The organism is Nocardia sp. NPDC004568, from assembly GCF_040609955.1.
Lineage (GTDB): Bacteria > Actinomycetota > Actinomycetes > Mycobacteriales > Mycobacteriaceae > Nocardia.
Genome location: NZ_JBEXLL010000015.1, coordinates 73,578 through 99,175 on the forward strand (window position 1 = coordinate 73,578; position 25,598 = coordinate 99,175).

Sequence of the window (25,598 nt, forward strand, 5' to 3'; positions counted from 1 at the left end):
CATGCACACGACTACAGACGGTCCGGCTCCCCCGACATCGTGTCCGGCGAATCGGAACCCCCGATACGGGTAATCCGTTACCAGTCAGAGCGAACGTACGGCCTCGGTGCCCTACAGTGCACAGAGGCCGAAGAGGAGGGATGACGCCGTGCGTAACGGGGCATTGGAAAAGGCCGTGGTCGAGGCGCTGGACCACGGTTCCCGGCTACAAGCACCCGCCGTCGCCAAGTATGTCGCGCGCTTGCGGCGCGCACATCCGGACGAGTCGCCCGCGCAGCTCGTCGAGCGGCTGGAACGCCAGTATCTGCTGGCGGTGACCGGTAGCGGTAGCGCCGTCGGGGCGTCGGCCGCGATTCCCGGGGTGGGGACCCTCGCCGCGTTGGCGGCGGTGAGCGCGGAGACGACGTTCTTCATGGAGGCGTCCGCGTTGTTCACGCTGGCGGTGGCGTCGGTGCACGGGGTGCGGCCGGAGAACACCGAGCAGCGGCGGGCGCTGGTGCTCGCGGTGGTGCTCGGGGACAGCGGGATGGAGATCGTCCAGAAGAGTGTCGGTACCTCGGCCAAGAACTGGGGCACCGTGTTCGCGAACAAGATCCCGGGCCTGTCCGGGATGAACGATTCGCTGCTCAAGCGGTTCATCGTCCGCTTCATCACCAAACGTGCCGCGTTGATGGCCGGCAAGGTGGTGCCCGCCGGGATCGGCGCGGTGATCGGCGGGGTCGGTAACCGGGCGCTGGGTAAGGCGACCGTGAACAACGCCCGCAAGGCATTCGGCCCGGCACCGGCGTACTTCCCCGACGAGATGGTGATCGACGCGCAGCTGCCGCCCGCACTGGAGCAGCCGACGAAGTCGCTGCCGCAGGGTGCTCCGAGCGAGCTGCCGCGCGACGAGGTCGCGGTGCGTGGGCGCGGGACCGAGCCCCCGGCCGGGCCCCGGTGACGCCCTCGGCCCGCCCGGCGATCACGGTCCGGGGTCTGACCAAGCGGTACGAGGATTTCGCCATCGGTGCCCAGGACATCTCCTTCGATGTCGCGGTGGGCACCTGCGCGGCGCTGGTGGGCCCGCCCGGTTCCGGGAAATCGACGGTGGCCGGGATCCTGCTGGGTCTGCTCCCGCCGACGGCCGGGTCGGCCACGGTGGCCGGCGGCCGCGACAGTGCGACGGTGGGCGCCGTTCTCGCCCCGCGCGGTCTGCATCCGCGCCGTACGGTCCGCGATCATCTGCGGGTCTATGCCGCCGCGGCCGGATGCCCGGACCGCCGGGTGCGCGCCGTGCTGGAGATCACCGGCCTCACCGAGCGCGCCCGCGCCGTCCCCGACGATCTGACTCCCGGCGAGGAGACCCGGGCGGCCCTGGCCACCGCACTGCTGCCCGACCCCCGGTTGCTGGTACTCGACGATCCCGCCGCGGGTATGTCACTGGGTGAACTGTCCTGGTTGCAGGGGTTCCTGCGCGACCACACGCGGCGCGGCGGCACCGTGCTGTTCACCACGCCCAGCCTGGTGACGGCGCTGCCGATCGCGGACCATCTGGTGGTGCTGAGCAACGGGTCGGTGGTCTATCAGGGCAGCCCGGCACGGCTGCGGCGCCGTAACCCGGACCGTCTGGTGGTGGCGTCCTCGTCGTCCATCGCGGTCGCAACGGCCCTGGCCGCCCGCGGTTTCACCGACGCGGTGATCCGGCCCGACGATCAATTGGCCGTAGCGGAGGCGACCGAGGACGATATCGTGGCCGCCGCCCGCGCCGCCGATGTCCGGCTGGACCGTATAGTCGCCGACCGGATCCATCCCGACCGGGTGCTCGCCTCTCTGACCCACGCGGCCGCGCCGCAGCCGGTCGGACCCGGTATGCCGCCGTCCACTCCTCTGCCGTACGGGGTTGCCCGATGATCGACGTCGTACCCGCGGAGCTTGTTCCGCCGGTTCTGTCCGAGTACCGCAAAGCGGTGACCCTGCGTTATCCCCGGGTCCTGGCCGGGTCCCTGGTCGCCGGCACGATCGTGGCCGCTTCGGTGACCGCGATCATGGCCGGGCCACGTGACCCCGACAGCGATCCGGTCACCGGTGCCGCGACCATCGGGCTGTATCTGGCGTTGGTCGCGGTCGCGGTCGCGGCGGGTATTTTCGGGGCCGCGGGCGCGGCGGGCGAACATCAGCACAACACGCTGGTGATCACCGCCCTGTTCACGGTGGACCGGGACCGGCTGGCCGGGTCGAAATACCTGGTGACCGCTGCTGCCGCCGCCGTGACCGCGCTGGCGGTCGAGATCGTGGCGGTGGTCTGCCTGCTGCTGTTCGGGCGCGGCAAATTCGAGATCACCGCCGCGTTGTTCGCGGTACTCGGTGGCGGCCTGCTCGCCGCGGTGTGCTGGGCGGTGATCGGCACCGGGCTCGGGCTGCTGCTGCGCTCGCCGGCGTTGGCGGTCGGCGCGGTGCTGGTCTGGGTTCTGCTCGCCGAACCGCTGCTGTGGGTGGTGACGGCCGGGATAGGGCTGCCGGGCGCGGCGACGCTGCTGCCCGGCTCGGCGACACTGAGCACCGTGCTGGTCGGCTCGTTCGCCGACAGCGATCTGCTGGCTCCCGCTCCGGCCGCGATCGTGGTGCTGCTGCTGTGGTCCCTCGGGGTCGGCGCGGCCGGCTGGTGGGCGCTGCGCCGGGCCGAACTGTGAGGCGCTGAGTCCTTCCCGGCGGGCCGCCGGGAACAAGACCTCGTCACCGGGCGTCGTTATGGTCGATGACAGGTCGAGGTGTAAGGGGGGCTCATGGGTAGCGGCGCGCGGCCGGGATGGCTCCGCAGGCTGTGGTCGGAGTGCCGGCGGTACGGGGGCACGCTGGCCGGTATCGCCGTAGCCCTGGTGGCCGGCGCGGCGGCCGAGATCATCGCACCGCTGCTCACCAAATGGGCCGTGGATTCGGCGACCAGCGGTGCCACCCGGGTGATCGGTATCGTCGCCGGGCTGCTGGCCCTGCTGGCGTCGGGCCGGTTCGCCGCGTCCTTCGGACGCAGGATGCTGGCCGGCAAGCTGTCCCTCGACGTCCAGCACGGCCTGCGCGTGCAGCTGCTCGGATCATTGCAGCGGCTCGACGGCGCGGGTCAGGACGCGTTGCGCACCGGCCAGGTGGTTTCCCGCTCGATCACCGATCTGCAGCTGGTGCAGTCGCTGCTGGCGATGGCACCGCTCTCGGGAATGTCGTTTCTGCAGTTCCTGCTCGCCGGCGCGGTGATGCTGTGGCTGTCCCCGCCGCTGGCGGCGGTGGCGCTGCTGATGGTGCCGCTGGTGATCGCGGTGGTGTACCGGATGCGGCCCCGGCTGCACGCCGCGACCTGGTCGGCCCAGCAGCGGGCCGCCGAACTCGCCCAGCACGTGGAGGAGACGGTCACCGGGGTCCGGGTGGTGAAAGGCTTCGGCCAGGAAGCCCGCATGGTCGATGTGCTGGAACAGCACGGCCGCCGGTTGTTCGCCGAGCGGATGCGCGCGGCCCGGATCAACGCCCGCTTCTCCCCCACGCTGGCGGCCATCCCGCAGGCGGGTCTGGTGGTGGTGATCGCGGTGGGCGGCTGGCTCGCGTTGCACGGCCAGATCGGCCTCGGCACCTTCCTCGCGTTCAGCGCCTACGTCACCACCATGACCACCACCGCCCGCACCATGGCCTCGGTGATCATCATGGCCCAGCTCACCAGGGCCGCGGCCGAACGGGTGTATCAGGTGATCGACGCGGGTCCGGCGGTGGCCGATCCGCCGCGGCCGGTGCCGGTGCCGGAGGGCCCGCTGGGTATCGAATTGGACGGGGTGAGCTTCGGCTTCGATCCCGCGCAACCGGTGCTGCGCGACCTGGACCTGCGGGTCCGGCCGGGTGAGACGGTGGCGATCATCGGTCCGGCGGGGTCGGGTAAGACCACGCTGTCGCTGCTGCTGCCCCGTTTCTACGCACCCGATGCCGGCCGGATCCGGCTGCTGGGCACCGGTAGCGCGCAGCCGGTGGACATCGCGGAGGTGTCCGCGGCGCAACTGCGGGCCGCGGTGGGGGTGGTCTTCGACGATCCGTTCCTGTTCAGTTCCAGCGTGGCCGCCAATATCGCCCTGGGCAGGCCCGACGCCACGCCCGAGGAGATCCGGGCCGCGGCACGGCAGGCCGCCGCCGACGAGTTCATCGAACAGCTCCCGGACGGCTACGACACCGTCGTCGGGGAACGCGGGCTCACCCTCTCCGGCGGCCAGCGGCAGCGCATCGCCCTGGCCCGGGCGTTACTGGCTCGCCCGCGCATTCTGGTGCTCGACGACGCCACCTCCGCGGTGGACGCGGTCACCGAGGCGGCTATTTTCGGCGCACTGCCCGATCAGGGCGCCCGCACCACCATCATCCTGGCCCACCGCGAGTCGACCCTCGCCCACGCCGACCGGGTGATCCGCCTGCCGCAACCGGACACGGTGCCGGTCGCCGGCCCGGTCTACCAGCCCGACCGGCTGCCCCCGCCCGCGTCCGCCGACCGCTTCGGCCCCACGCCCGACCTCGGCGCGACCCCCGAACTGCTGCGTGCCATCGATGCGCTGCCCGCCGCCACCGAGCGGCCGGGTCTGGACGCCTCCCGGTTGCGGGAACCGGATCCGGGGTTCCGGCTCGGCCGGCTGCTGTGGCCGGTGCGCACCCTGGTGCTGGCCTCGGTGGCCCTGCTGGCATTGGACGCCCTGATCGGGATCGGTTTTCCGCCGCTGGTGCGCCATGCCATCGATGCCGGTGTCTCCGGTGCGCAGCCGAGCGCTCTCACCTGGTCGGCCGTCCTCGGTACCGGGCTGGTGCTGGCGGGCTGGCTGGTGGCCGCCGCGACCACCCTGTTCACCTCCCGCACCGGCGAACGGGTGCTGTACGGACTGCGTATCCGCAGCTACGCCCACCTGCAGCGGCTCGGTCTGGACTACTACGAACGCGAACTGTCCGGCCGGATCATGACCCGGATGACCACCGATGTGGACGCCTTGTCCACCTTCCTGCAGACCGGAGTGTCCACCGCGCTGGTGAGCGTGCTGTCGCTGGCCGGTATCGCGGTCGCCCTGGTGGTGATCGATCTGCGGTTGGCTCTGGTGGTGCTGCTCGGGGTGCTTCCGCCGCTGATCATCGCCACCGCGGTGTTCCGGCGCGTCGCCTCGGTGGCCTACACCGTCTCGCGGGAACGGGTCTCCACGGTCAACGCGGATTTCCAGGAGAACATCGCGGGGCTGCGGGCCGTACAGGCCAATCGGCACGAACGACTCGCGGCGCACCGGTTCGCCGAGTACTCCACGAAGTACCGGCGCAGCCGGATGCGGGCCCAGCGCGCCATCGCGTTGTACTTCGCGTTCGTGGCGGCGTGGACCGACCTGGCACTGGCCCTGGTGGTGTTCACCGGCGCGCACGCGGTGGCCGCCGGCACCACCAGCACCGGCACCCTGGTCGCTTTCGTGCTGTATCTGGAACTGCTGTTCGGTCCGGTCCAGCAGCTGTCGCAGGTCTTCGACGGCTACCAGCAGGCGCGCGTGGGCCTGCGCCGCATCGGTGATCTGCTGCGCACCCCGTCCTCGATCGGCGCCGACCCGCCCGGCGCCGACCCGATCACCGCGGGTCTGCGCGGCGATCTGGCCCTCGACGCGGTGCGTTTCCGCTACCCGGGCACCGAGCGTTTCGCGCTCGACGATGTGGATCTGACGGTCGCGCCCGGTGAATCGCTGGCCCTGGTGGGCGCGACCGGCGCCGGAAAATCCACCATCGTCAAACTGCTCGCCCGCCTCTACGACCTCTCCGGCGCCGATACCGGGGTCATCCGGGTGGACGGCGTCGATATCCGCGACTACCGGCTGGACCGCTACCGCGCCCGGCTCGGGATGGTCCCGCAGGAAGCTCACCTGTTCACCGGCGATATCGCGAGCAACATCGCGTTCGGGAAACCTTCCGCGACCGAGGCGGAGATCGAGGCGGCCGCCCGCGCGGTCGGTGCGCGGGAGATGATCGCCGGTCTCCCCGGCGGATTCGGACGTCCGGTGGGCGAGCGCGGCCGTGGGCTCTCGGCGGGTCAGCGTCAGCTCATCGCCCTGGCGCGCGCCCAGCTGGTGGACCCCGATCTGTTGCTGCTCGACGAGGCGACCGCCACCCTCGACCCCGATACCGAGGAAAAAGTGCTGGCCGCGACCGGATCGCTGGCCCGTCACCGCACGACCGTGGTGGTCGCGCACCGTCTCGCCACGGCCGCGCGGGCGGATCGGATCGCCGTCGTGGAGCACGGCCGGATCGTGGAAATAGGCACCCATGCCGAGCTCGTGGCGGCCGACGGGCACTATGCCCGCCTCTGGACAGCGGCCGGAAGCGGCGACGGAATATTCTCGGTCGAGGACGAGTCGTCAACAATGAGGTCGGGATTGTCCGGTGGTCGGTGACCGAGTGGATGTGCGCGGGGGCATATCCTCGTCTGCAGGGCGTATCGGTAACCATCCACCGAGGCCCGGTGCCGGGCACGTCACAAACGTCGCAGCGCGAAGAACGAAATGAGGCGAACACCTGCTGTGAGCAGCTCAAAATCCCAGTTCGGTCAGAACCAGTGGCTGGTCGACGAGATGTATCAGAAGTTCAAACAGGATCCATCCTCGGTCGACGCCAGCTGGCACGAGTTCCTCGCCGACTACACCCCCGAGATCTCCGGTGATTCCGGTAACACCCAGTCCGCGCCGGCGGCGACCCCGACCTCGGCGGTGAAATCCGCCCCCGCCGCTGTGCCCGCCGAAAACGCTTCTGTCCGGACGCGGGCCGCCGCGCCGAACGCGCCGTCCAGCAGCTCCGCTCCGGCTGCCGCACCGAAGGCGGCCCCGGCCGCCACCACCTCCGCGCGGACCACCAACGCCGCCACCCAGCAGCGGGCCCCGCAGACCACGCCGGCCCCGTCTTCCAACGCCGCCCCCACCTCGGGCGCGCCGAAGCCGGCCCCCGCCGCCGACGAGAAGAAGGTGCTGCGCGGCGCCGCCGCCGCGGTCGCCAAGAACATGTCGGCCTCGCTGAGCATCCCGACCGCCACCAGCGTGCGGGCCGTGCCGGCCAAGTTGATGATCGACAACCGGCTGGTCATCAACAACCATCTCGCCCGCACCCGGGGCGGCAAGATCTCCTTCACCCATCTGCTCGGCTACGCGATCGTGCAGGCGGTGAAGGCGTTCCCGAACATGAACCGGCATTTCGCCGAGGTCGACGGTAAGCCGAACGCGGTCACCCCCGCGCACACCAACCTCGGTCTGGCCATCGACCTGCCCGGTAAAGACGGCAGCCGGTCGCTGGTCGTCGCCGCCATCAAGGGCACCGAGGAGATGACCTTCGGTCAGTTCCACACCGCCTACGAGGACATCGTCCGCCGCGCGCGCGACGGCAAGCTGACCGCCGAGGACTTCAGCGGGGTCACCATCTCGCTGACCAACCCCGGCACCATCGGCACCGTGCACTCCGTGCCCCGCCTGATGCAGGGCCAGGGCGCGATCATCGGCGCGGGCGCCATGGAGTACCCGGCGGAGTTCCAGGGGATGAGCGACGAGCGGATCGCCGAGATCGGCATCGGCAAGCTCATGACCCTGACCTCCACCTACGATCACCGCATCATCCAGGGCGCGGAATCCGGTGATTTCCTGCGCACCATCCACAATCTGCTGATCGCCGACGAGTTCTACGACGAGATCTTCCACGGTCTGGCCGTTCCGTACGAGCCGATCCGCTGGCGCAAGGACGTCAAGGAACGCGGCGTCGACAAGAGCACCCGCGTGCTCGAGATGATCGCCGCCTACCGCAACCGCGGCCACCTGATGGCCGACACCGATCCGCTGCGCCTGGTCAAGGACAAGTTCCGCAGCCACCCCGACCTCGATGTCACCCAGCACGGGCTCACCCTGTGGGACCTGGACCGCCAGTTCAACGTGGGCGGCTTCCACGGCGAAGAGCGGATGAAGCTGCGTGATGTGCTGTCGGTGCTGCGCGACTCCTACTGCCGCCACGTCGGCGTGGAGTACACCCACATCCTGGAGACCGATCAGCTGGAGTGGATCCAGAACCGGGTCGAGCAGAAGCACGTCAAGCCGACGGTCGCCCAGCAGAAGTACATCCTGAACCGGCTGAACGCGGCCGAGGCGTTCGAGACCTTCCTGCAGACCAAATACGTGGGCCAGAAGCGCTTCTCGCTGGAGGGCGCCGAAACCGTCATCCCGATGATGGACGCGGTGATCGACCAGTGCGCCGAGCATTCGCTCGACGAGGTCGTCATCGGTATGCCGCACCGCGGCCGCCTCAATGTGCTGGCCAATATCGTCGGCAAGCCGTACTCGAAGATCTTCACCGAGTTCGAGGGCAATATGAACCCGGCCGCCACCCACGGCTCGGGCGATGTGAAGTACCACCTCGGTGCGCGCGGCAACTACCTGCAGATGTTCGGCGACAACGAGATCGAGGTCTCGCTGACGGCCAACCCCTCGCATCTGGAAGCGGTCGATCCGGTGCTCGAGGGTCTGGTCCGCGCCAAGCAGGATCTGCTGGACAAGGGCGACGGCCCCGAGGGCTTCTCGGTCGTGCCGCTGATGCTGCACGGTGACGCCGCGTTCGCGGGTCAGGGCGTGGTGGCCGAGACGCTGAACCTGTCGGGTCTGCGCGGCTACCGCGTGGGCGGCACCATCCACATCGTGGTGAACAACCAGATCGGTTTCACCACGGCCCCGGAGAACAGCCGCTCCACCGAGTACTCCACCGATATCGCGAAGTTCATCGGCGCCCCGATCTTCCACGTCAACGGCGACGACCCGGAGGCCTGCGACTGGGTGGCCCGCCTGGCGGTCGATTTCCGGCAGAAGTTCCGCAAGGACGTGGTCATCGACCTGATCTGCTACCGCCGTCGTGGCCACAACGAGGGCGACGACCCCTCGATGACCCAGCCGTACATGTACGACGTCATCGACACCAAGCGCAGCGTCCGCAAGAGCTACACCGAGAGCCTGATCGGCCGCGGTGATATCTCGCTGAAGGAAGCCGAAGACGCTCTGCGCGACTACCAGGGCCAGCTGGAGCGGGTCTTCAACGAAGTCCGGGAGCTGGAGAAATACCCGCCGGGTCCGAGCGAATCGGTGGAGGACGATCAGCAGATCCCGTCCACCGTGCTCACCGCGGTCGACAAATCGGTGCTGCAGCGGATCGGCGACGCGTTCCTCAACGTGCCCGACGGTTTCAGCGTGCACCCGCGCGTGCAGCCCGTGCTGGAGAAGCGCCGCGAGATGGCCTACGAGGGCAAGGTCGACTGGGCGTTCGCCGAGTTGCTGGCCTTCGGCACCCTGATCGACGAGGGCCGGGCGGTCCGCCTGACCGGTCAGGATTCCCGCCGCGGCACCTTCACCCAGCGGCATTCGGTGATCATCGACCGCAAGACCGCGGCCGAGTACACCCCGCTGCACAACATCAACAGCGCCAACCCGGGCTGGTTCGCGGTGCACGATTCGGCGCTGAGCGAATTCGCCGCCGTCGGCTTCGAATACGGCTATTCGCTGGGTAACCCGGACGCCCTGGTGCTGTGGGAGGCGCAGTTCGGTGATTTCGTCAACGGCGCCCAGTCGATCATCGACGAGTTCATCTCCTCCGGTGAGGCCAAATGGGGCCAGCTGTCGGAGGTCGTGCTGCTGCTGCCGCACGGGCACGAGGGTCAGGGCCCGGACCACACCTCCGGCCGGATCGAACGCTTCCTGCAGCTGTGCGCGGAGGGTTCGATGACGGTGGCGGTGCCGTCCACCCCGGCGAACTACTTCCACCTGCTGCGCCGGCACGCGCTGGACGGTATCCGCCGTCCGCTGATCGTCTTCACCCCGAAGTCGATGCTGCGCAACAAGGCCGTGGTCAGCGATCTGAAGGATTTCACCGAGTCCAAGTTCCGCTCGGTGTTCGACGAGCCCACCTACGAACAGGGCATCGGCGACCGCGCCGCGGTCAAGCGCATCCTGCTGACCAGCGGCAAGCTCTACTACGAGCTGGCCGCCGCGAAGGCCAAGCGCAAGCGTGACGATGTCGCCATCGTCCGGGTCGAGCAGCTCTATCCGCTGCCCAAGTTCCGGCTGAACGAGGCCTTGGAGCGGTACTCCAACGCCACCGACATCGCCTGGGTCCAGGAGGAGCCGGCGAACCAGGGCGCGTGGCCGTTCTTCGGCCTGAACCTGCCGGAGCTGCTGCCGGAGCGGCTGGGCCGCCTGCGCCGTATCTCTCGGCGTGCCATGTCGGCCCCGTCCTCGGGTTCGAGCAAGGTGCACGCGGTGGAACAGGCCGAGATCATCGAGGAGGCGTTCGCGCCCACCGAGTGAGTCCCGGCACCTACCCGACGCCGGGCGTGCGTCCTTCCACGGAAGGTGCGTGCGTCCGGCGTCGCGCGTTGCGGCGCCACCCCCGCGGCTTCCGGGTGCGGGCCCGGTCGAAGAGGTCGGTGGGCCGGCCGGTCGTCGGCGAGGTGTACCGGCGTCGGGCTATCGGTCGGTTTTCGGTGGCGGACAGACCGGTGCGCTCGCGGTGGTCCGGTCCGATGGTGGCGGCGGCTCACCGGCGGGAGAGCTCCCCGCGGCGCGGGCACCGGACTGCTGTTCCCACTGGGTGAGTGCCGCGTCCCAGTACGCGTACGCGGGGTCGGTGGGATCTGTGCGGATCGTCCCGTCGACAAACGTCCCATCCGGAAGTTCCGTGGTGTGGCGGCGAACTATGCCGCCGTCGGCGAGACGCCACATGGTCGGATGCCTCTTGCGAACCGAGAAACGGGCGAGAGCCCTGCTCTCCGTAGAACCAGGAAAACCCCTCTGCCCAGGTTTCCGCCGGTTTGTGCCGCTACTGGTTCGCACCCTCTCGGACCACCTCGTACTCGCTGTTGTCCAGCACCCGGATGGTGGCCTCGTGGACTTCCTGGTAGTTCGGTCTCTTGCTGGCGTCTCCCAGCGAGTGGTCGGCACCGTGGCCGTATTCGTGCAGCGGTCCGTTGTGCGAAGCGGGCTGCCCGTTGCCGATGAGGAGCGCTCGTTGTTGTCTCTGGTACACGCCGGCTGCTCCTTCGATATGCGAGGCATACTCGTAATCCCGATTGATCACCGGGTGACCGAGATCGAGAATATGGGCATCGCCGACCCAGATGCCGCCGTGGGTATTCCCCTTGCGCCGGTGATACCACTCGTCGCCCACGGACTCGCGTATGAGGTTGTGCCACTGCTGCGGCGCGCGCAGCAGTTCGACCGCGTGCTGGCCGGCGGTCGCCGAACCGTCGAAGATGCGCGGCTTCGGCCTCTCCGGACAACCTATCCCGATCGATCCGGACCGGGTCGTCGTACGGCCGTTGCACAACGATCACGGCGAAGTCGTCGGCCTGCGGATACCGGCGAACTTCGACGATGCTCGCACTGCCGCGCGGTGGGCCGACGGCCAATTGCTGGGTCATTTCACGAACCGGGTCCCGGTGCTGTCCAGCGCCGACCACAAACGAGCGTCCTCATTGGTGGAGGACTGGGATGCGAACCCGTTCTTCGTCGTCGGTAAGTTCCGTGCTCTCGATACGGAGGTCATGCTCGACCACAGCACGGGTGCGGAACCGGTGCGGTTGGGTGGCGCGGAGTTCGGCCACCTGATTGCCCGCCGTCCCGAGTTCGACGAGATGACGACACCATCCCCGGGTCGCGGCGTCCGGTGGTGCTTGTCACCCAAGGGTCGGGCGTCACGGATCCGAAGCTGGTCGAGTCCATCGCCGGGTACCTGCACAGCCATACCGATCTGATCGGCCCGGTACGCGGCGTCGTCCATCCCACCACCAGGCTCGAACAGACGCGGTCGGGCGCCTACCTGCCGTATCCGGAGTTGGAGGCGCACGTCACACTGGACGCGAGCTACCCGACGTCGGAGTACCTCGAATACCGGCATCCCGGCGTCGCCCGCGAGCCCTGATCCGCGCGCTCGGCCGTCCAGGGCCACAGTTTCTCCGGGTTCCGGATCGCCCGGATGCGAGTGATCAGGCCGCCCGCGATGTCGAAGGCGTCCACCGGGACGACGGCGCCGTCCAACTGTGCCACCGGTCCGGGTTGGCCGTTCACTGTGCGATCCAGCAGGGTGATCCCGCCCGCGCCGTCTCTCGCGGCGTGCCATGAATGGACGCCGAGTACGGTGGTCACCACCTACCGGACCGACGCGGCGCACGCGGTGTCTCACTATTCCGAGCGTGGCCGCTGATGGAGGTTCGGACAATCGATTCTGGTATCGGTGCAGCGGAGAGTGTTTGGCATGGCAGGCGAGATCCCCTTGCGCCGATTACAAACCAGCGCCCTCCTCGGCGGAGGACCGGGACCGGGTCTGGGTCCTGTTGTTCGTCGTCGGAAAACGCATGCTCGCGACGCGGAGGTCATGCTCGAGCACAGCAGCGCGGTGCGAGTAACCGTCCACCCCACCACCAGGGCCGAACCGCGTGGATGAAGATTTCGGGTACAGCCCTCGGCCGCGACGAGATCCCGACCGCCCGGACGAGGACGACTGAGCCTCCATGCCTTTCCCGTTCCACAACGAAATCGCCATCCAATTCACCGATGTCGCGTCCAGGATCGTCGATACCTTCGGCAAAGCCACCGATGATCTCACACGGCGCAGTAGAGTCGGTCCGCGACTGGGCGACGGGGTCAACGAGCTGGCCGGCGGCGACCTCCGAGGCTACGGTCAGGTCGAACGTGCGACGTCGCGCCCCACCGATCCGTGGGCGGCGCGTACACCTGCCGATCGGTGGCGAGAGGGCTCCAACACCGAACGAGCCGAGAATCTCGGCGCCAACGAGATCGAGCAGAACACGCGTCGTTGGGGAGAGAATTCCGCCATCACGGATCCGGAGCGGCCGGAGGCACTAGGGCCGAGGGGTGGCCGCCGATCGGAAATATCTCCGGAAGAAGCCCGAGAATTGTACGAGCAGGCCCGGGATCGGGAACCGGACTTCGCCGGGGCCGGCAACAGGATCAATCTGGTCGACACAAGCGTAGGCCCGGCGGTGGTCAGGTCCAGAAAAGAAGAACCGGTCGAAGCTTTTCTGAAGAAATGGATGCCCGAGAACACGGCGATCGAATACGCACGTGAGTGTGACGTGAGAACACCGAAGATACTCTACGCCGGAACGGACCCGACTACCGGTACAGAGTTCACTATCATGCAGTACATCCCCCATGAAATCCGGTCTGCCGATGGTTCCGAAATGCTGAATTGGTTACCCGATCTTCTGGATCAGGTGCAGTCGATGTCCTCACACGCCGTACCGGCAGGACTGGATATGGATATTCCGGAGTGGCAGCGGCAGATGATCCAGCATGCCGACGATTCGTATCACAACCTGCCACAGGATCAGCGGTCCAGGCTCGCCGAACTCGGGATCGGGCCGTTGTCGGAGTATATTCGGCCCGACTCGGGTCGTGCGGGTGAACCGGCTGTCTTCGCTCACAACGACCTTTATCCGTCCAATCTTCGGCTCGATGACCGAGGGGAATTGTGGATCCTTGATTGGGAGCTCGCCGGACCCGGTGATCCGATCCATAATGCGTCGCTTTTCCTCGAGCGTCTGTGGGGGACGGATGAGGCGACCCGCGCTCAGGCCACTGCGATGTGGATCGAGCGGATATCACCTGCGAATCCCGGCGTGGATATCGAGGCCGGCCTCGGCATGTACCGCACTATGGCGGACTGGAGAGGAACAGTTATGGGCGCTGCGGAGATGCGGCCCAGCGTTACTGCCAACCCAGGCCTCTTCGAGACCTGGGTCGACTTGTATCATGAGCGATTCTCCCGTAATTCGACTTTCCCCGAATATTCACGGGATGAATTGCACACTTTGCTTCGCGGATGGGTTGAATAAAGACCGAATCCCGCCCCGGGACCGACCGACTGCATGGGGCATCCGGGCGGATCCTCTCCCGGATGCCACAAGGAAATTCGTCGAACACCTGATGGAACTCTGCACCGGTTCAGCCGGCCGTCCAGGGCCGCAGTTTCTCCGGATTCCGAATCACCCAGATGCGGGTGATCAGGCCGTCGGCGATATCGAAGGCGTACACCGCGACAACGGTGCCGTCCAGCTGTGCCACCAGTCCGGGTTGGCCGTTCACCGTGTGTTCCAGCAGGGTGAACCCGGGGTTGCGGGCGGCGATCTCCAACCAGCTGCGCGCGATCTGTTCGCCGCCGTCGATCGGTTCGAGGAAGGCCGGTGCCAGGCCGCCGCCATCGGCCGTGGCCCGCGCCTGCGGATCGAGGAGGCCGATCAGGGCCTCGATATCGCGAGCCTGCCAGGCGCGCTTGAAATCCCGGACCACCTCGGTGCGCTCGGCGCTCGACGACTCCCGTGAGGTATCGATACGGCGGCGGGCGCTGGAGGCCAGCTGACGGCATGCCGCGGGCGTGCGTCCGACGATATCGGCGACCTCGGCGAACGAATAGCGGAAGACGTCGTGCAGTACGAACGCCACCCGTTCGGCCGGTGTCATGGAATCCAGCACGACGAGAAACGCCATACTGATCGACTCGTCCAGCGTGACCCGGTCGGCGGGGTCGGCGGGTGCGGGACCATCGAGCCATTCGGACCTGCCGGGTATCGGTTCCGGAATCCATTCGCCGACATAGCGTTCCCGCCTGCTGCGGGCCGAGCGGAGCAGATCGAGGCAGATCCGGCCCGCGACCGTGGTCAGCCACGCGCCGGGCGCCGCCACCTCCTGCCGCTGCCGCTCCGGCAGCGCGTACCAGCGCGCGTAGGTCTCCTGCACCACATCCTCGGCCTCGGCCAGCGAGCCGAGCAGCCGGTAGGCGATATTGATCAGCTGACGGCGTTCGCTGATCACCGCGGTCAGGTGCGGGTCGGTCATGGTGGGCTCCTTAGCTCTGCGCGTCTCCTATCGAACCCGACGAATCAGCGGCCCGATCTGTGAGGCGGCCTGACGTTCCGCGGGGCTGTCTCGTCGGAAGGTCGTGACACCTTCAGCAGAGCAGGAGTTCGGACAGTGATCAGAATCGGCATCATCCTCGGCAGTACCCGGCCCAACCGCAACGGCCCGCAGGTCGCCCGGTGGGTTCTGGACACGGCGGCGCGGCGCGGCGACGCCGAATTCGAGCTGATCGATCTCCGCGACCACCCGCTACCGCATCTGGACGAACCCGTGGCACCCATGTTCGGTCCGTCGGTCCACGCGCACACCCGCGCGTGGGCCGAGCGGATCGCCCCGTTCGACGGTTTCGTGGTGGTGACCCCGGAGTACAACGGCGGCCCGCCCGGCGTGCTGAAGAACGCCATCGACCACCTGTGCGCGGAGTGGGCCGACAAGGCGATCGGATTCGTCTCCTACGGGGCGGGCGGCGGTGCCCGCGCGGTGGTGCAGCTGCGGACGGTCTGCAGCACGCTGGGTATGGCCGATGTGAGCCACCAGGTCGCGATCTCGCTGCACACCGATTTCGAGAACTTCACCACGTTCACACCACGCGATCACCATGCCGCCGCCCTGGGCACGCTGCTGGATCAGGTTCTCGCCTGGAGCACTGCCCTGGCGCCGCTACGCCGGACCGGCACCGACACCCCGCATATCGACTCGGAAGGAACCGATCATGACGACACCGCACTCTCGGTCGCGCGCTGACCGCGTCGAGGCGGACGAGACCGCGATCCGTGGGCAGCTCGACAAGGTGATCGAGGGGCTCGGAGCCGGAGACCTCGAGGCACTGCGGCAGCTGTACACCCCCGACGTGGTGTCCTTCGATGTCGAGCCGCCGCTCCAGCACGTCGGGACAGCGGCGAAGCTGGAGAACTGGGCGAACGTGTTCCGGATCTTCGAGGACGTGACCTACGAGATCCGCGATGCGGCCTTCACCATCGGTGACGAGGTGGCGTTCGGGCACGCCTTCGCCCGGCTGGGCGGCACCCTGAAGGACGGGACGGCGGTGACCGGCATGTGGGTGCGGGTCACGTACGGGCTGCGCAAGATCGACGGCATCTGGTTGATCGCGCACGATCAGGTGTCGGTGCCACTCGATATCGCCAGCGGCAGAGGCGTGGTCGATCTCGAGCCCTGAGGGCCGCCGGGCAGTATGGCCGGGAGCTGCTTCGGCCGCCACGACCGGCAGGCGCCGGGCCGTGGCGGCCGAGCGGCGACGAGGGCCGGACGAAACCACGCATTCGAGCCCCTGTCACCGCCGGCGCCCGCCGGGCCGGTCCGGTTCTCCGGCAATCGTCCCGGGCCGAGCCAGTTGCGCCAGTACCGCGCCGGAGAGCACGATCGCCGCCCCGGCCAGTTGCGCCGGCCCGAGCGCTTGGGCCAGCAGCAGCCAGGCCAGCGCGGCGGCGACCACTGGTTCCAGCAGGGCCAGCACACCGGCCAGGGCGACGGGGAGGTCGCGCAGCGCCCGCAACCCGGCCAGGTAGGGCAGCACGGTTCCGACGATGGCCAGCGCGACCAGCACCGGCCACACCGGGACCCGCAGACCGCCCAGTACCGCGACGGCGGTGAGCGAGTCCGACGACAGTGTCCACGGCGGGGCGATCACCGCCACCACCACCGCGCCGATCGCCAGTCCGGCCGCGGTGAGCCCCGCCGGGTCGTGCCTGCGCGCACCGTGTTCACCGAGCAGGAAGTACCCGGCCGAGCAGAGCGCCGCGCCCAACCCGGCGGCCACGCCGAGCAAGTCCAGCCCGGCGTCCCGCCAGACCTGCGCGACCAGCACCGATCCCGCCGAGGCCAGCGCGATCCCCACCCACACCAGTCGGGGCAGCCGGGTGCCCCGCACCACCCGCACCCAGAGCGCGACCAGCGCCGGAGCCACGTTGACCAGGACCATCGCCACACCGACCGGAATCCGGGCCACCGCCGCGAAGAACAGCAACTGCACCCCGCCGACACCGAGCAGCCCGTAGCCGAGCAGCAACCACAGGTCGGCGCGGCCGAACCGCAACGCCCACGGCCGCAACACCGCGACCGTCGGCACCAGCAGTGCCGCGGCCGCCGCGAGTCGCACCGAGGTCACCGCCGCCGGCGACCAGCCCGCCGCCATCACCGCGGCGGCCAGCGAACCCGAACTCGCGAACAGCACCCAGGAGAGCGAGCTCAGCGCGGTCGCCTGAGCCCGGCTCGGCGCCGGCACCGCCCTCTCCGTTACGGCCACGCGGCCAGTGTGCCGGAGGGGTCACCACCGCGACCAGCGGATTTCGGGCCCTGAGTCGGTGTTGCGCCCGCGCAGCGCGGAGGTCGTCGTCATGCCGACCGCGCGACGCGGAAACCGATATCGTCGAGCCGGACCGTGGGATGGCTGCGGCGGCGGACCGAGGCGCGGCAGCTCCAGTGTTCGTCGAACCACCCGCCGCCGCGAAGCACCCGGTAGCTGCCGTACACGTCCGGATCGTAGAGGTCCCAGCACCATTCCCAGACCGTGCCGAGCATGTCGTAGAGCCCCCACGCGTTGGGCTGCCGGGTCCCCACCTCGGGCAGTCGGTCGGCGGAATTGCCGCGGTAGCGGGCGATATCGTCGAGCGGACCGTAACGCGGGCCGGTGGTGCCCGCGCGGCACGCGTGTTCCCACTCCGCCTCGGTCGGCAGCCGGTATCCGTCGGCCGATACCAGCCAGGCGACCTCTTCGTCGCCGAGCCGGTACGCCGGGGTCAGGCCGTCGCGTTCGGACAGGACATTGCAGAAGCGAACTGCCTCGTTCCAGGAGATGCTGTCGGCGGGCAGCCGTTCTTCCCGGCCGTCACCCGGACGGTGGCCGGTGAGCTGCGCGTACTGCGATCGTGTGACAGGAACCGCGCCCAGCCGGTACGGATCGAGGTCCACCGGCCAACTGCGCCGAGTCCGCCGATCCGACAACTGCACCCGCCCCGGCGGTATGTCGACGAGTTCGATCCCTCCCACGTGCACATTCACCCTGTCGAACCTACCTCCACGAGACCGGCCGGGCCCGGGCCGCGCAGCGGAGCGGGAGCGCCGGGGCGCGACGCGCGGTCACGACAAAAGCACCGGGTTCGGGCTTCACGACGGCGGCCGGGACCCGGCGCGGGAGTTGTCCGGAGGCGGGGCGGGGATACCGTGTTTCATCAGTGGCACGATCGTCGTACGGACGAACGCGCGGGCCTGTTCGGGATCGGTGAAGTCGGTGCCGCCGCTGTTGCCCGGGGTGAGCATCAGTGAATGGGCGAGACGGGCGACCAGTTCGGCGACCGGGCGTGGGTCGTAGCGGTCGATCAGGCCGGCGTTCTGGGCGTGGGTGAGCACGCCGGAGATGTAGTCGATACCGAGACCGACCAGGTGTTCCCCCTGCACGGTGTAGAAGCTCAGCGCCTCGTCCGGGGCGACCCGCAGCAGGTGGGTGACCAACCGGTGGATGCGGGTCTGCAACAGGACGTGCAGGGTGGTCTCCTCGATCTGGGCGTCCACCCCGTCGGCGGTGGTGGCGATCGCGGTGACCTCGTCCAGCATGCGCCGGGTCTCGCGTTCGATGACGGCCTCGACGAGTTTGTCCTTGCCGGCGAATCTGCGGTGGATGGTGATCCGGTTGATCCCGGCGCGCCGCGCGATGTCCTCCAGGCTGGAGCGTCGGATCCCGAGTTGCAGGATCCGTTCGAGCGCGGCGTCCATGATCTTCTCGTCGACCTCGTCGTACTCCGCCCTCATGCGACGAGGATACGAACACGGTTTCATAGCGTCCACCGGTGCCGCCCTGCCCGGCGCGGTGGCGTTATCGCGGACACCCTGAGAATTGCCGGCCCGGACGGCCTCGCCTGAGCTGGGACGGCTCCGCAGACGATGCGCGACGCGCACGGACTGCGCGGCACGGGGCCGGCTCGGTCACGGGCGTGGCCGGGTCCGGTGGGCCGGCCCGGTGGCCGGCGCCGCGAGGAGCCGGCGCAGTGCGAGCGGGGTGTCGCCGAGGTGAGCGCGGACGGTACGGGTCAGATGCGCCTGGTCGGCGAAACCGAGATCCGCCGCGAGCTCGGCGAGTCGAGTTTCGCCGTCGGTGAGCCGGTCCAGTGCCCGGCCGACGCGGACACGGTTGCGGTAGCGAGTCAGCGATAGGCCCATCTGCCGGGAGAACGTCCGGCTCAGCCGGTACGGCGAAACATTCAGCAGGGCGGCCAGGGCCGGTAGCCCGGCCGCCTCCGGTACTCCCGCGAGAATCGCCTCCCGGGCCGCCGCGACCAGCGCCCGGTCGGTGGGCCGCGGCCGGGGGCTCGGCTGTCCGGCGGCGAGCGCGACGAGCCGGAGCAGTTCTTCGGCCAGCGCGTAGTCGATATCGCCGCCATCGGCGGCGGCGAGCAGCCGCCGATGTGCGAGCTCGATACGGGCGTCGACGTACACCGCACCCGTACGCCCCGACCAGAGTTCGGGCGCGATGGTCACCACGGTGCAGAGGTCCCCACCGGCGGGATGGGCGAACCGTTCCTCCTCGCCCGGTGCGCCCAGATAGCCGACCGTCGGGTCGAGGTCGGCGGACCCCCCGCCGGACTGCCGCCGGAACCGGCCGCGGCGCACGAGCACCAGGCGCTGGTCGTCGCGTACTTCCGGCTCCGACCAGCGGGTGTGGTCGGCGCGGCAGGTCACCGCGGTGACGGCGAACGCGGGCCGGGCGGCGAGGGCTACAGCGGACAGCACCCGGAGACCGTACGCCCCGGCTACGACACGTGACGCCGTGCAAGGATCTTCAATACCCGGGACGGTCCGGAATGAATGCTGAGTGGGCCCACCACAGGAGGACTCCATGGCATCCATTCACAAGGAATTCGTCGTCGACGCCACACCCGAGCAGGTGTGGGAGGTACTCGGTGATTTCGGCGCGGTGCAGCGCCTCGCCCTCGGTTTCGTCACCGGCACCCGGCTGGACGCGGATACGCGGACCGTCACCTTCGCCGACGGCACGATCGTCGCCGAACGGCTCGTCGATCTCGACCCGGTGCGCAAGCGGGTCGCCTACTCCATAGTCGGCGGCAGCCTGCACCCGTCCCACCACCACGCCTCCATGCAGGCACTGCCCGACGCGGGGGGTGGAACACTGTTCGTCTGGCATACCGACGTGCTGCCGGACGATCTCGCCGCGCCGATATCGGAATTCGTCGAACAGGGCTCGGCAGTGATGCGCCGGGCGCTGGCGGAGTCGGTTCCGCCCGAAGCGGGCGAACTCGCGGCCGACGGCGCAGCCGGAGGGTAGGTGACGAGAGCCGAGGTGGAAGGGCGCACCGGCCCGTCCGCCTCGGCCTCCGATACCGGGCCGGGCCGAATCGCTCTCCGGGACCGCCCGGGTGTACTTGGATGAACTGATGCTGCTCGATCTCCAGTTGGACGCCCGCCCGGACCGCAGCGCCGAACGCGCCCGGACCCTCGTCGACGCCGGCGCCGCGGGGTTGTTCACCTTCGAAGGCCCCCACGATGTCCTGCTCCCCCTGGCCGCCGTCGCCGGCCGGGTGGATGCCGACCTGATGACCAATGTCGCGATCGCCATGCCGCGCAGCCCGATGCACCTCGCGCATGCCGCATGGGACCTGCAACTGATGTCGGGTGGGCGTTTCCGGCTCGGCCTCGGTTCGCAGATCCGCCCCCATATCGAGAAGCGCTACGGCGCCACATGGTCCGCTCCGGCAGCCCGGATGCGCGAGATCGTGCTGGCGGTACGCACGATTCTGCACTCCTGGCAGGACGGTGCGCCCTTGGATTTCCGCGGCGAGCACACCCGGCACACTCTCATGCCGAGCACCTTCGTCCCCGGACCCAACCCGTACGGGCCCCCGCCGGTCCTGCTCGGTGCGCTCGGCCCGTTGATGACCCGGACCGCCGCCGAAGTCGCGGACGGACTGCTGGTGATGCCCTTCCACAGCCATCGCCATTTCCGGGAGCGCACGCTGCCCGCCGTGGCGGAGGGGATGAAACAGGCGGGCCGCACCGAATTCCCGATCTATCCGCAGATGATCGTGGCGATGGGTGAATCGGCGGAGGAACTCACGGCGGCCTCGACCGGGGTACGCGGCCTGCTCGCCTTCTACAGCTCGACCCCGGCGTACCGGCCGGTGCTCGAGGTCGAGGGCTGGGAGCAGCTGCAACCGGAGCTCAACGCACTCTCCAAGCCCGGCAACATCATGACGATGTTCGACCGGATCTCCGACCATATGGTCGACACCCTCGCCGTCCGCGGTACCCCGCAGGATTGCGCCGCCGAGATCCTCCGCCGCTTCGGCGATTTCGCCGACCGCGTGTGCTGCTACTTCCCCGGATACGACCCGCCCGCCGAGCAGATCGCCGCCCTCGCCGCCGCCTTGCGCCGATAACCCCGCGGGTAGCCGATCCGTTTACCTCCCAGGTAATCGTGCCACGGTCGCCGTACCGCCATGATCGGTACATCGAACCGATCGAGAGGACGAGATCGTGCCCGCCTACGCCATCGCCCACCTGCAAGCCGCCGATCCGCACCCCGAGATCGCCGAATACATGGAGCGCATACCCGGCACCTTCGAACCGTTCGGCGGCCGCTTCCTCGTACACGCCGCCCGGCACGAGGTGAAGGAAGGCCGCTGGCCCGGTTTCGTCGTGGTGATCGGGTTCCCCGGGATGGGCGAGGCTCGGGCCTGGTGGGATTCGCCCGCCTACCGGGAGATCGCGCCACTGCGGTCGCGGCATATCGACGGCGACATCATCCTGGTCGACGGCGTCGCCCCCGGCTACGACTCGGCCACCACCGCCGCCACCATGCGGGAGACCATGCCCGCCGCCTGACCCCGCCCGCCGAACCCGTCCGACGCCCGCCCCCAACCCCGCGAACACCCGGAACCGAACCGGCGAGAAAACCGAAAACCGGCGTGCCGCTGACGGACTGAGAGTATGCATATCTGGCGATTCGCCAGCTCTCATCCAGCCAAAAGGGGACGGTTTTGACTGATAGGGACAGCAGTATCACCAGACGGCAGCTCGGCCGGTATCTGCGCGAAGCACGCGAAGCGATCGGCCTGACCATGGCCGAAGCGGCGGCGCTCATGGAGTGGGGCAAGAGCAGCCTGCAACGCATCGAGACGGGGCAGAACCAGCGGATCCGTATCCGCGACCTGGACGGGTTGATCGAGATCTACGAGATCGACGAGGACAAAGCGGCGGGGTTGCGGGGACTGGCCCGCGAAACAGGCGCGAAGTCCTGGTGGCACGAATTCGGCAGTGTGATTCCGGCCAACTTCAGTGTGTACATGGGACTGGAATCCGCGGCCCGGGTCTTGACGACCTATCAACCCGACCTGGTTCCCGGTCTGTTGCAGACCCAGGACTACGCACGCGCGTTGGCTCGGGTCGCGAGTCCCGACGACACCGCGGAGGAGCGGGAACAGCGTGTTCGGCTCAAGATGAGACGGCAGGCGCTGATCACCCGGAAGGCCAGGCCGGCACGGCTGAACGTTGTCCTTGCCGAGACGGTGTTGCGCAGGTCGATCGGCGGACCCCGGGTCATGGCAACACAATTGCGGCACCTCGCCGATGCCGGCACGCTCCCGAACGTCCGACTGCGCGTTCTACCTTTCTCCGCCGGTATGCCGGTCGGTGAGCAGATCGGCCCCTTCGTGATCATGGAATTCGACGCGGACGGTCCGGACAGACCCGCCGAGCCGACGATCGTCTACGCCGAGAATTACACCGGCGACATGTACAGCGAGAAGGTCGGTATTGTGCAGCGATACGTAGAGGCGTGCGATCTCGTGCAACGCGCCGCGCTGGATGAGGTCAGCAGCAGGAATCTGCTGCGCACGGCAGCAAGGGAGCACCAACGGTGAACGTCGACCTATCCGAGGCGAAATGGTTCAAGAGCAGTCGCAGTGGCGGAACCAAGGAGTGCGTGGAAGTCGCGTTTCTCGACGGCGGGCATGTCGGCGTCCGTGATTCCAAGAACCCCACCGGCCCGGCACTCGTCTTCACCGCCACCGAATGGGACGCCTTCACCGGTAATACGCCCGGCGGTCGTTCCGGTCGCGGCTAGCTCGTTCGCGACAGTGGCAGCTGCCCGGCCGGTCCGGTCTGTGCGCGCCCGCGGATATCGTCTCGGATGCGGCACATAGGATCGGCCCTATGGCAGCCGGGTCTCCTCATCTGGTGGTGTTCGCCGGTCTACCGGGATGCGGGAAGACCACGCTGGCACGTGCTCTCGCCGACGAGCTCGGCGCGACGTTCCTGCGTATCGATACCTTCGAGGCGGCGATCGTGTCGACATTGGCGCCGTTCGAGAACAACCCCGTCGGTTACGTCGCGGCGGCCTGGGTGGCCGAAGATCAGCTGCTCGGCGGACGGCCCGTGGTCGTCGACGCGTGCAACAACCTTCGGGAGGCCAGAACGATGTGGACGGAGCTGGCACTCGGATCGAAGGTACCGCTGCACTGGGTGGAGGTGATCTGCTCGGATACGGCCGAACATCGCCGCCGGGTGGAATCCCGCACCCCCGACCGGCCGGGCCAGGGCAACCCGACCTGGGCCCAGGTCCGGGCCCGGCGCTGGGAGCCGTTCACCGAGCCGCGCCTCCTGATCGACAACACGGGAAGCGCGGCAGTGCATGTGGCCACGATCCGCGCCGCGCTTCCCGTGGACTGAGCCCGGGATCCGCTGCACCGGAACAGTCGGCCGCGACACCAGCCGCGGGGTCGCTGAGCGACGGCCGAGCCGATTGTTCCGAGCCGCGACCCGGCCGTATCTCGTCCGAGGCTTCGTGACACGGCGCGGGCGCGGCGCGGGGCTCGAGCGGGCGGTCACAGTGGGGTGGTACGGGTCAGATCCGTCCGTGGGCGCGCAGGGTTCGCAGGGCGGCCAGTGTGGTCAGGCCGCGCCATTCGACGGTTTGACCGGGCGAGTAGTGCAGGAAGTGGAAGTCCCAGCCGCCGTCGTCGAGTTGTCCGCGTTCGAGTCGGTCCAGTTCGGCGGTGATCGTCGTGTCGTCGAACAGGGCCCGGCTCGGCGCCGTGGGCCGGGGTGAGAGGTCGGGGGGTCTTATGTGCTCGTTCTCGATTCCTCCTTCCACAGGCACCGTGCCGTCGGCGCGGATCGCGGGACGTAGCCGCTCGATCGCGGCGGCGGCCCGGGCCGGATCGGGGACCGCGTCGAGGAACCGAAGGGCGAATTCGACGGTGTAACCGACTGGTTGGACGATTGCCTCGATCTGGTTCCAGCACCACGTGGTCGCTGTGTCGAGCCACGACGTCCGCGCGCCGAGCTGCCACATCCGAGCCGCGAGTGCGTAGGTGAGAAACCCCGCCTCCGGACTCGGCGTCATCCACGGTGCGCGTGGGTGACCCTCCGCGGAGGGCAACACGGTGGGAATACCACCGTCGGGGTGGGCGATGGTGGCGATCCAGTCGGCGACCGCGGCGACCATGGGGGTGTTGTGGGAGGCGTTGAGGCCGGTCAGCACGTCGAGCGCCGCCAGAGCCGCCGCCGGCTGGCTGCCGAGGCACCGCACGTCCGGTTCGAGGGCATGGCCGAACCCGCCGTCGTCGTTCTGATATGCCGCGAGCGCGGTCAGTACAGGTCCCTCGGGCCCGTCGTCGAGAAACGCGGCGAGCGCGACAGCGCGGACACGCGCACTACGGCTCAGCCGGGAGACGGCGGCGGCGACGAGCGGGTCCGGTCCGGCCTTCCGCCGCAGCAGGGCCTCGGTGAGCAGCCGGACCCGCGCCGACGAGTCCGCGGCATCGGTCCAGTCCGCGACGGCCGGCCCGAGCAGGGACAGCGGGATCTGCTGGTCACGTACCTCGTCGGCGGGGACGCCCAGGACGGCACCGGCCAGCCCCGGCCGGAGCCGGATACCGTGGGTGAACTCGCCTGTCGCCTCCCACACCAGTGGCTTCGTATCGGCGCCGACAACAAGTAGCCGGGTACCGAGCCAGACCAGGTCGACGCACCCATCCGGAACGACACGCTGCCTACCGCGCACCAGAACGTCACTTGCCCACACACAGGCCACCACCGACTCCAGCCCGGTCGGCGGCCGGTACTCGCGGTAGCCACCCATCCGGGCACCCTATCGAGCTCGGACAGTCGCGGATTCCCGGGCGCGGCGGCTACGGCACCGGTGCGCACGACGATCGCCGCATCGCAGCGATCGTCGTGCCGGGTCGACGCTCGCGGCACCGGCCCGCGACACCGAGGAGCGCCGGAGCGAATGCGCGGTGCCTCCGTACGAGGACAGTGCAGCCGCGCACCCGGTGCGCGGCTGCCCGCGCTCTCAGCTCGTGAGCTCGTCGATCGAGGGTGATTCCTGCCGGGACAGTGTGATTCCGAGATTCGTGGCCCGGCGCTCGAGTTCGTCGTCGTCCCCGTGCCCCAGATCGATGGCCGCCCCGTCGGCCGACAGCACCTCGACATTGAGGCACAGGGACTGGAGTTCCTTGAGCAGAACCTTGAACGATTCCGGGATGCCCGGTTCCGGAATGTTCTCGCCCTTGACGATCGCCTCGTAGACCTTCACCCGGCCCACCACATCGTCGGACTTGATGGTCAGCAGTTCCTGCAGCGTGTAGGCCGCGCCGTAGGCCTGCATGGCCCAGCACTCCATCTCACCGAACCGCTGACCACCGAACTGCGCCTTACCACCCA

General features: G+C 68.8%; 22 protein-coding genes and 1 pseudogene. 15 read left to right on the plus strand and 8 right to left on the minus strand.

The window, feature by feature from the left end; all coding sequences use genetic code 11:
• Nucleotides 1-163: 163 nt before the first annotated feature.
• The 5 genes from ABZV91_RS10325 (at nt 164) to ABZV91_RS10345 (ending at nt 10,334) form a co-directional block, all read left to right on the plus strand.
• On the plus strand, nt 164-940 hold the full coding sequence (locus ABZV91_RS10325) for a hypothetical protein (RefSeq protein ID WP_355238498.1): 777 nt from the start codon (nt 164-166) through the stop codon (nt 938-940).
• Nucleotides 937-1,890: an ABC transporter ATP-binding protein gene (locus ABZV91_RS10330; RefSeq protein WP_355238422.1), complete on the plus strand. Its 954-nt coding sequence runs from the start codon at nt 937-939 to the stop codon at nt 1,888-1,890. The genes ABZV91_RS10325 and ABZV91_RS10330 overlap by 4 nt, the downstream gene beginning before the upstream one ends.
• Entirely contained in the window at nt 1,887-2,669 is a 783-nt protein-coding gene (locus ABZV91_RS10335; protein ID WP_355238425.1) for an ABC transporter permease, read from the plus strand. The genes ABZV91_RS10330 and ABZV91_RS10335 overlap by 4 nt, the downstream gene beginning before the upstream one ends.
• A 93-nt stretch (nt 2,670-2,762) precedes the next feature.
• Nucleotides 2,763-6,407: an ABC transporter ATP-binding protein gene (locus ABZV91_RS10340; RefSeq protein WP_355238428.1), complete on the plus strand. Its 3,645-nt coding sequence runs from the start codon at nt 2,763-2,765 to the stop codon at nt 6,405-6,407.
• A 108-nt stretch (nt 6,408-6,515) separates the two neighbouring features.
• Nucleotides 6,516-10,334 carry a multifunctional oxoglutarate decarboxylase/oxoglutarate dehydrogenase thiamine pyrophosphate-binding subunit/dihydrolipoyllysine-residue succinyltransferase subunit gene (locus ABZV91_RS10345; protein ID WP_355238431.1) on the plus strand — a complete coding sequence of 1,273 codons (3,819 nt, stop codon included), beginning with the start codon at nt 6,516-6,518 and terminating at the stop codon, nt 10,332-10,334.
• A 511-nt stretch (nt 10,335-10,845) separates the two neighbouring features.
• On the opposite strand, the gene ABZV91_RS10350 is transcribed toward ABZV91_RS10345, so the two are convergent.
• The gene (locus ABZV91_RS10350; protein WP_355238434.1) at nt 10,846-11,193 is read right to left on the minus strand and encodes a hypothetical protein; all 348 of its coding nucleotides are present in this window, start codon (nt 11,191-11,193) and stop codon (nt 10,846-10,848) included.
• Nucleotides 11,194-11,694: 501 nt separating this feature from the next.
• Between ABZV91_RS10350 and ABZV91_RS10355 the strand changes: the two genes are divergently transcribed.
• Together ABZV91_RS10355 and ABZV91_RS10360 are read left to right on the plus strand one after the other, a co-directional pair.
• A complete protein-coding gene (locus tag ABZV91_RS10355) occupies nt 11,695-11,946 on the plus strand; it encodes a hypothetical protein (RefSeq protein ID WP_355238437.1) in 252 nt (83 codons plus the stop codon).
• A gap of 589 nt (nt 11,947-12,535) precedes the next feature.
• Complete coding sequence (locus ABZV91_RS10360; protein ID WP_355238439.1) at nt 12,536-13,882, plus strand: aminoglycoside phosphotransferase family protein; 1,347 nt, start codon at nt 12,536-12,538, stop codon at nt 13,880-13,882.
• A gap of 109 nt (nt 13,883-13,991) precedes the next feature.
• On the opposite strand, the gene sigJ is transcribed toward ABZV91_RS10360, so the two are convergent.
• Entirely contained in the window at nt 13,992-14,882 is an 891-nt protein-coding gene (gene sigJ / locus ABZV91_RS10365; RefSeq protein WP_355238442.1) for an RNA polymerase sigma factor SigJ, read from the minus strand.
• A 135-nt stretch (nt 14,883-15,017) separates the two neighbouring features.
• Here sigJ and ABZV91_RS10370 point away from each other — a divergent pair, with 135 nt between their 5' ends.
• Together ABZV91_RS10370 and ABZV91_RS10375 are read left to right on the plus strand one after the other, a co-directional pair.
• On the plus strand, nt 15,018-15,647 hold the full coding sequence (locus tag ABZV91_RS10370; protein ID WP_355238444.1) for an NAD(P)H-dependent oxidoreductase: 630 nt from the start codon (nt 15,018-15,020) through the stop codon (nt 15,645-15,647).
• Nucleotides 15,616-16,080, plus strand: a complete 465-nt coding sequence (locus ABZV91_RS10375) for a nuclear transport factor 2 family protein (RefSeq protein WP_355238447.1) — start codon at nt 15,616-15,618, stop codon at nt 16,078-16,080. The genes ABZV91_RS10370 and ABZV91_RS10375 overlap by 32 nt, the downstream gene beginning before the upstream one ends.
• Before the next feature lie 114 nt (nt 16,081-16,194).
• Here ABZV91_RS10375 and ABZV91_RS10380 read toward each other — a convergent pair whose 3' ends face one another.
• From ABZV91_RS10380 to ABZV91_RS10395, 4 genes are all read right to left on the minus strand, one after another.
• Nucleotides 16,195-17,166, minus strand: a complete 972-nt coding sequence (locus ABZV91_RS10380; RefSeq protein WP_355238450.1) for an EamA family transporter — start codon at nt 17,164-17,166, stop codon at nt 16,195-16,197.
• A gap of 89 nt (nt 17,167-17,255) precedes the next feature.
• Nucleotides 17,256-17,921 carry a formylglycine-generating enzyme family protein gene (locus ABZV91_RS10385; protein WP_355238453.1) on the minus strand — a complete coding sequence of 222 codons (666 nt, stop codon included), beginning with the start codon at nt 17,919-17,921 and terminating at the stop codon, nt 17,256-17,258.
• A gap of 105 nt (nt 17,922-18,026) precedes the next feature.
• A complete protein-coding gene (locus tag ABZV91_RS10390; RefSeq protein ID WP_355238456.1) occupies nt 18,027-18,668 on the minus strand; it encodes a TetR/AcrR family transcriptional regulator in 642 nt (213 codons plus the stop codon).
• A gap of 174 nt (nt 18,669-18,842) precedes the next feature.
• Complete coding sequence (locus ABZV91_RS10395) at nt 18,843-19,646, minus strand: helix-turn-helix domain-containing protein (protein ID WP_355238459.1); 804 nt, start codon at nt 19,644-19,646, stop codon at nt 18,843-18,845.
• Nucleotides 19,647-19,752: 106 nt separating this feature from the next.
• Here ABZV91_RS10395 and ABZV91_RS10400 point away from each other — a divergent pair, with 106 nt between their 5' ends.
• The 6 genes from ABZV91_RS10400 (at nt 19,753) to ABZV91_RS10425 (ending at nt 23,600) form a co-directional block, all read left to right on the plus strand.
• Complete coding sequence (locus ABZV91_RS10400; protein ID WP_355238462.1) at nt 19,753-20,199, plus strand: SRPBCC family protein; 447 nt, start codon at nt 19,753-19,755, stop codon at nt 20,197-20,199.
• 109 nt (nt 20,200-20,308) lie between these two features.
• Nucleotides 20,309-21,310: a TIGR03617 family F420-dependent LLM class oxidoreductase gene (locus ABZV91_RS10405; RefSeq protein WP_355238465.1), complete on the plus strand. Its 1,002-nt coding sequence runs from the start codon at nt 20,309-20,311 to the stop codon at nt 21,308-21,310.
• 97 nt (nt 21,311-21,407) lie between these two features.
• Entirely contained in the window at nt 21,408-21,755 is a 348-nt protein-coding gene (locus tag ABZV91_RS10410) for a DUF1330 domain-containing protein (RefSeq protein WP_355238467.1), read from the plus strand.
• A gap of 155 nt (nt 21,756-21,910) precedes the next feature.
• Nucleotides 21,911-22,792, plus strand: a complete 882-nt coding sequence (locus ABZV91_RS10415) for a helix-turn-helix transcriptional regulator (protein ID WP_355238470.1) — start codon at nt 21,911-21,913, stop codon at nt 22,790-22,792.
• Nucleotides 22,789-22,995 carry a DUF397 domain-containing protein gene (locus tag ABZV91_RS10420; RefSeq protein WP_355238473.1) on the plus strand — a complete coding sequence of 69 codons (207 nt, stop codon included), beginning with the start codon at nt 22,789-22,791 and terminating at the stop codon, nt 22,993-22,995. Before ABZV91_RS10415 ends, ABZV91_RS10420 begins: the two co-directional genes overlap by 4 nt.
• A gap of 89 nt (nt 22,996-23,084) precedes the next feature.
• Nucleotides 23,085-23,600, plus strand: a complete 516-nt coding sequence (locus ABZV91_RS10425; RefSeq protein WP_355238476.1) for an ATP-binding protein — start codon at nt 23,085-23,087, stop codon at nt 23,598-23,600.
• 175 nt (nt 23,601-23,775) lie between these two features.
• Here the strand turns inward: ABZV91_RS10425 and ABZV91_RS10430 are convergent, their stop codons facing one another.
• Together ABZV91_RS10430 and ABZV91_RS10435 are read right to left on the minus strand one after the other, a co-directional pair.
• On the minus strand, nt 23,776-25,014 hold the full coding sequence (locus ABZV91_RS10430) for a DUF6597 domain-containing transcriptional factor (protein WP_355238479.1): 1,239 nt from the start codon (nt 25,012-25,014) through the stop codon (nt 23,776-23,778).
• 213 nt (nt 25,015-25,227) lie between these two features.
• A pseudogene (locus ABZV91_RS10435) lies at nt 25,228-25,598 on the minus strand (DNA-directed RNA polymerase subunit beta); the annotation flags it as partial.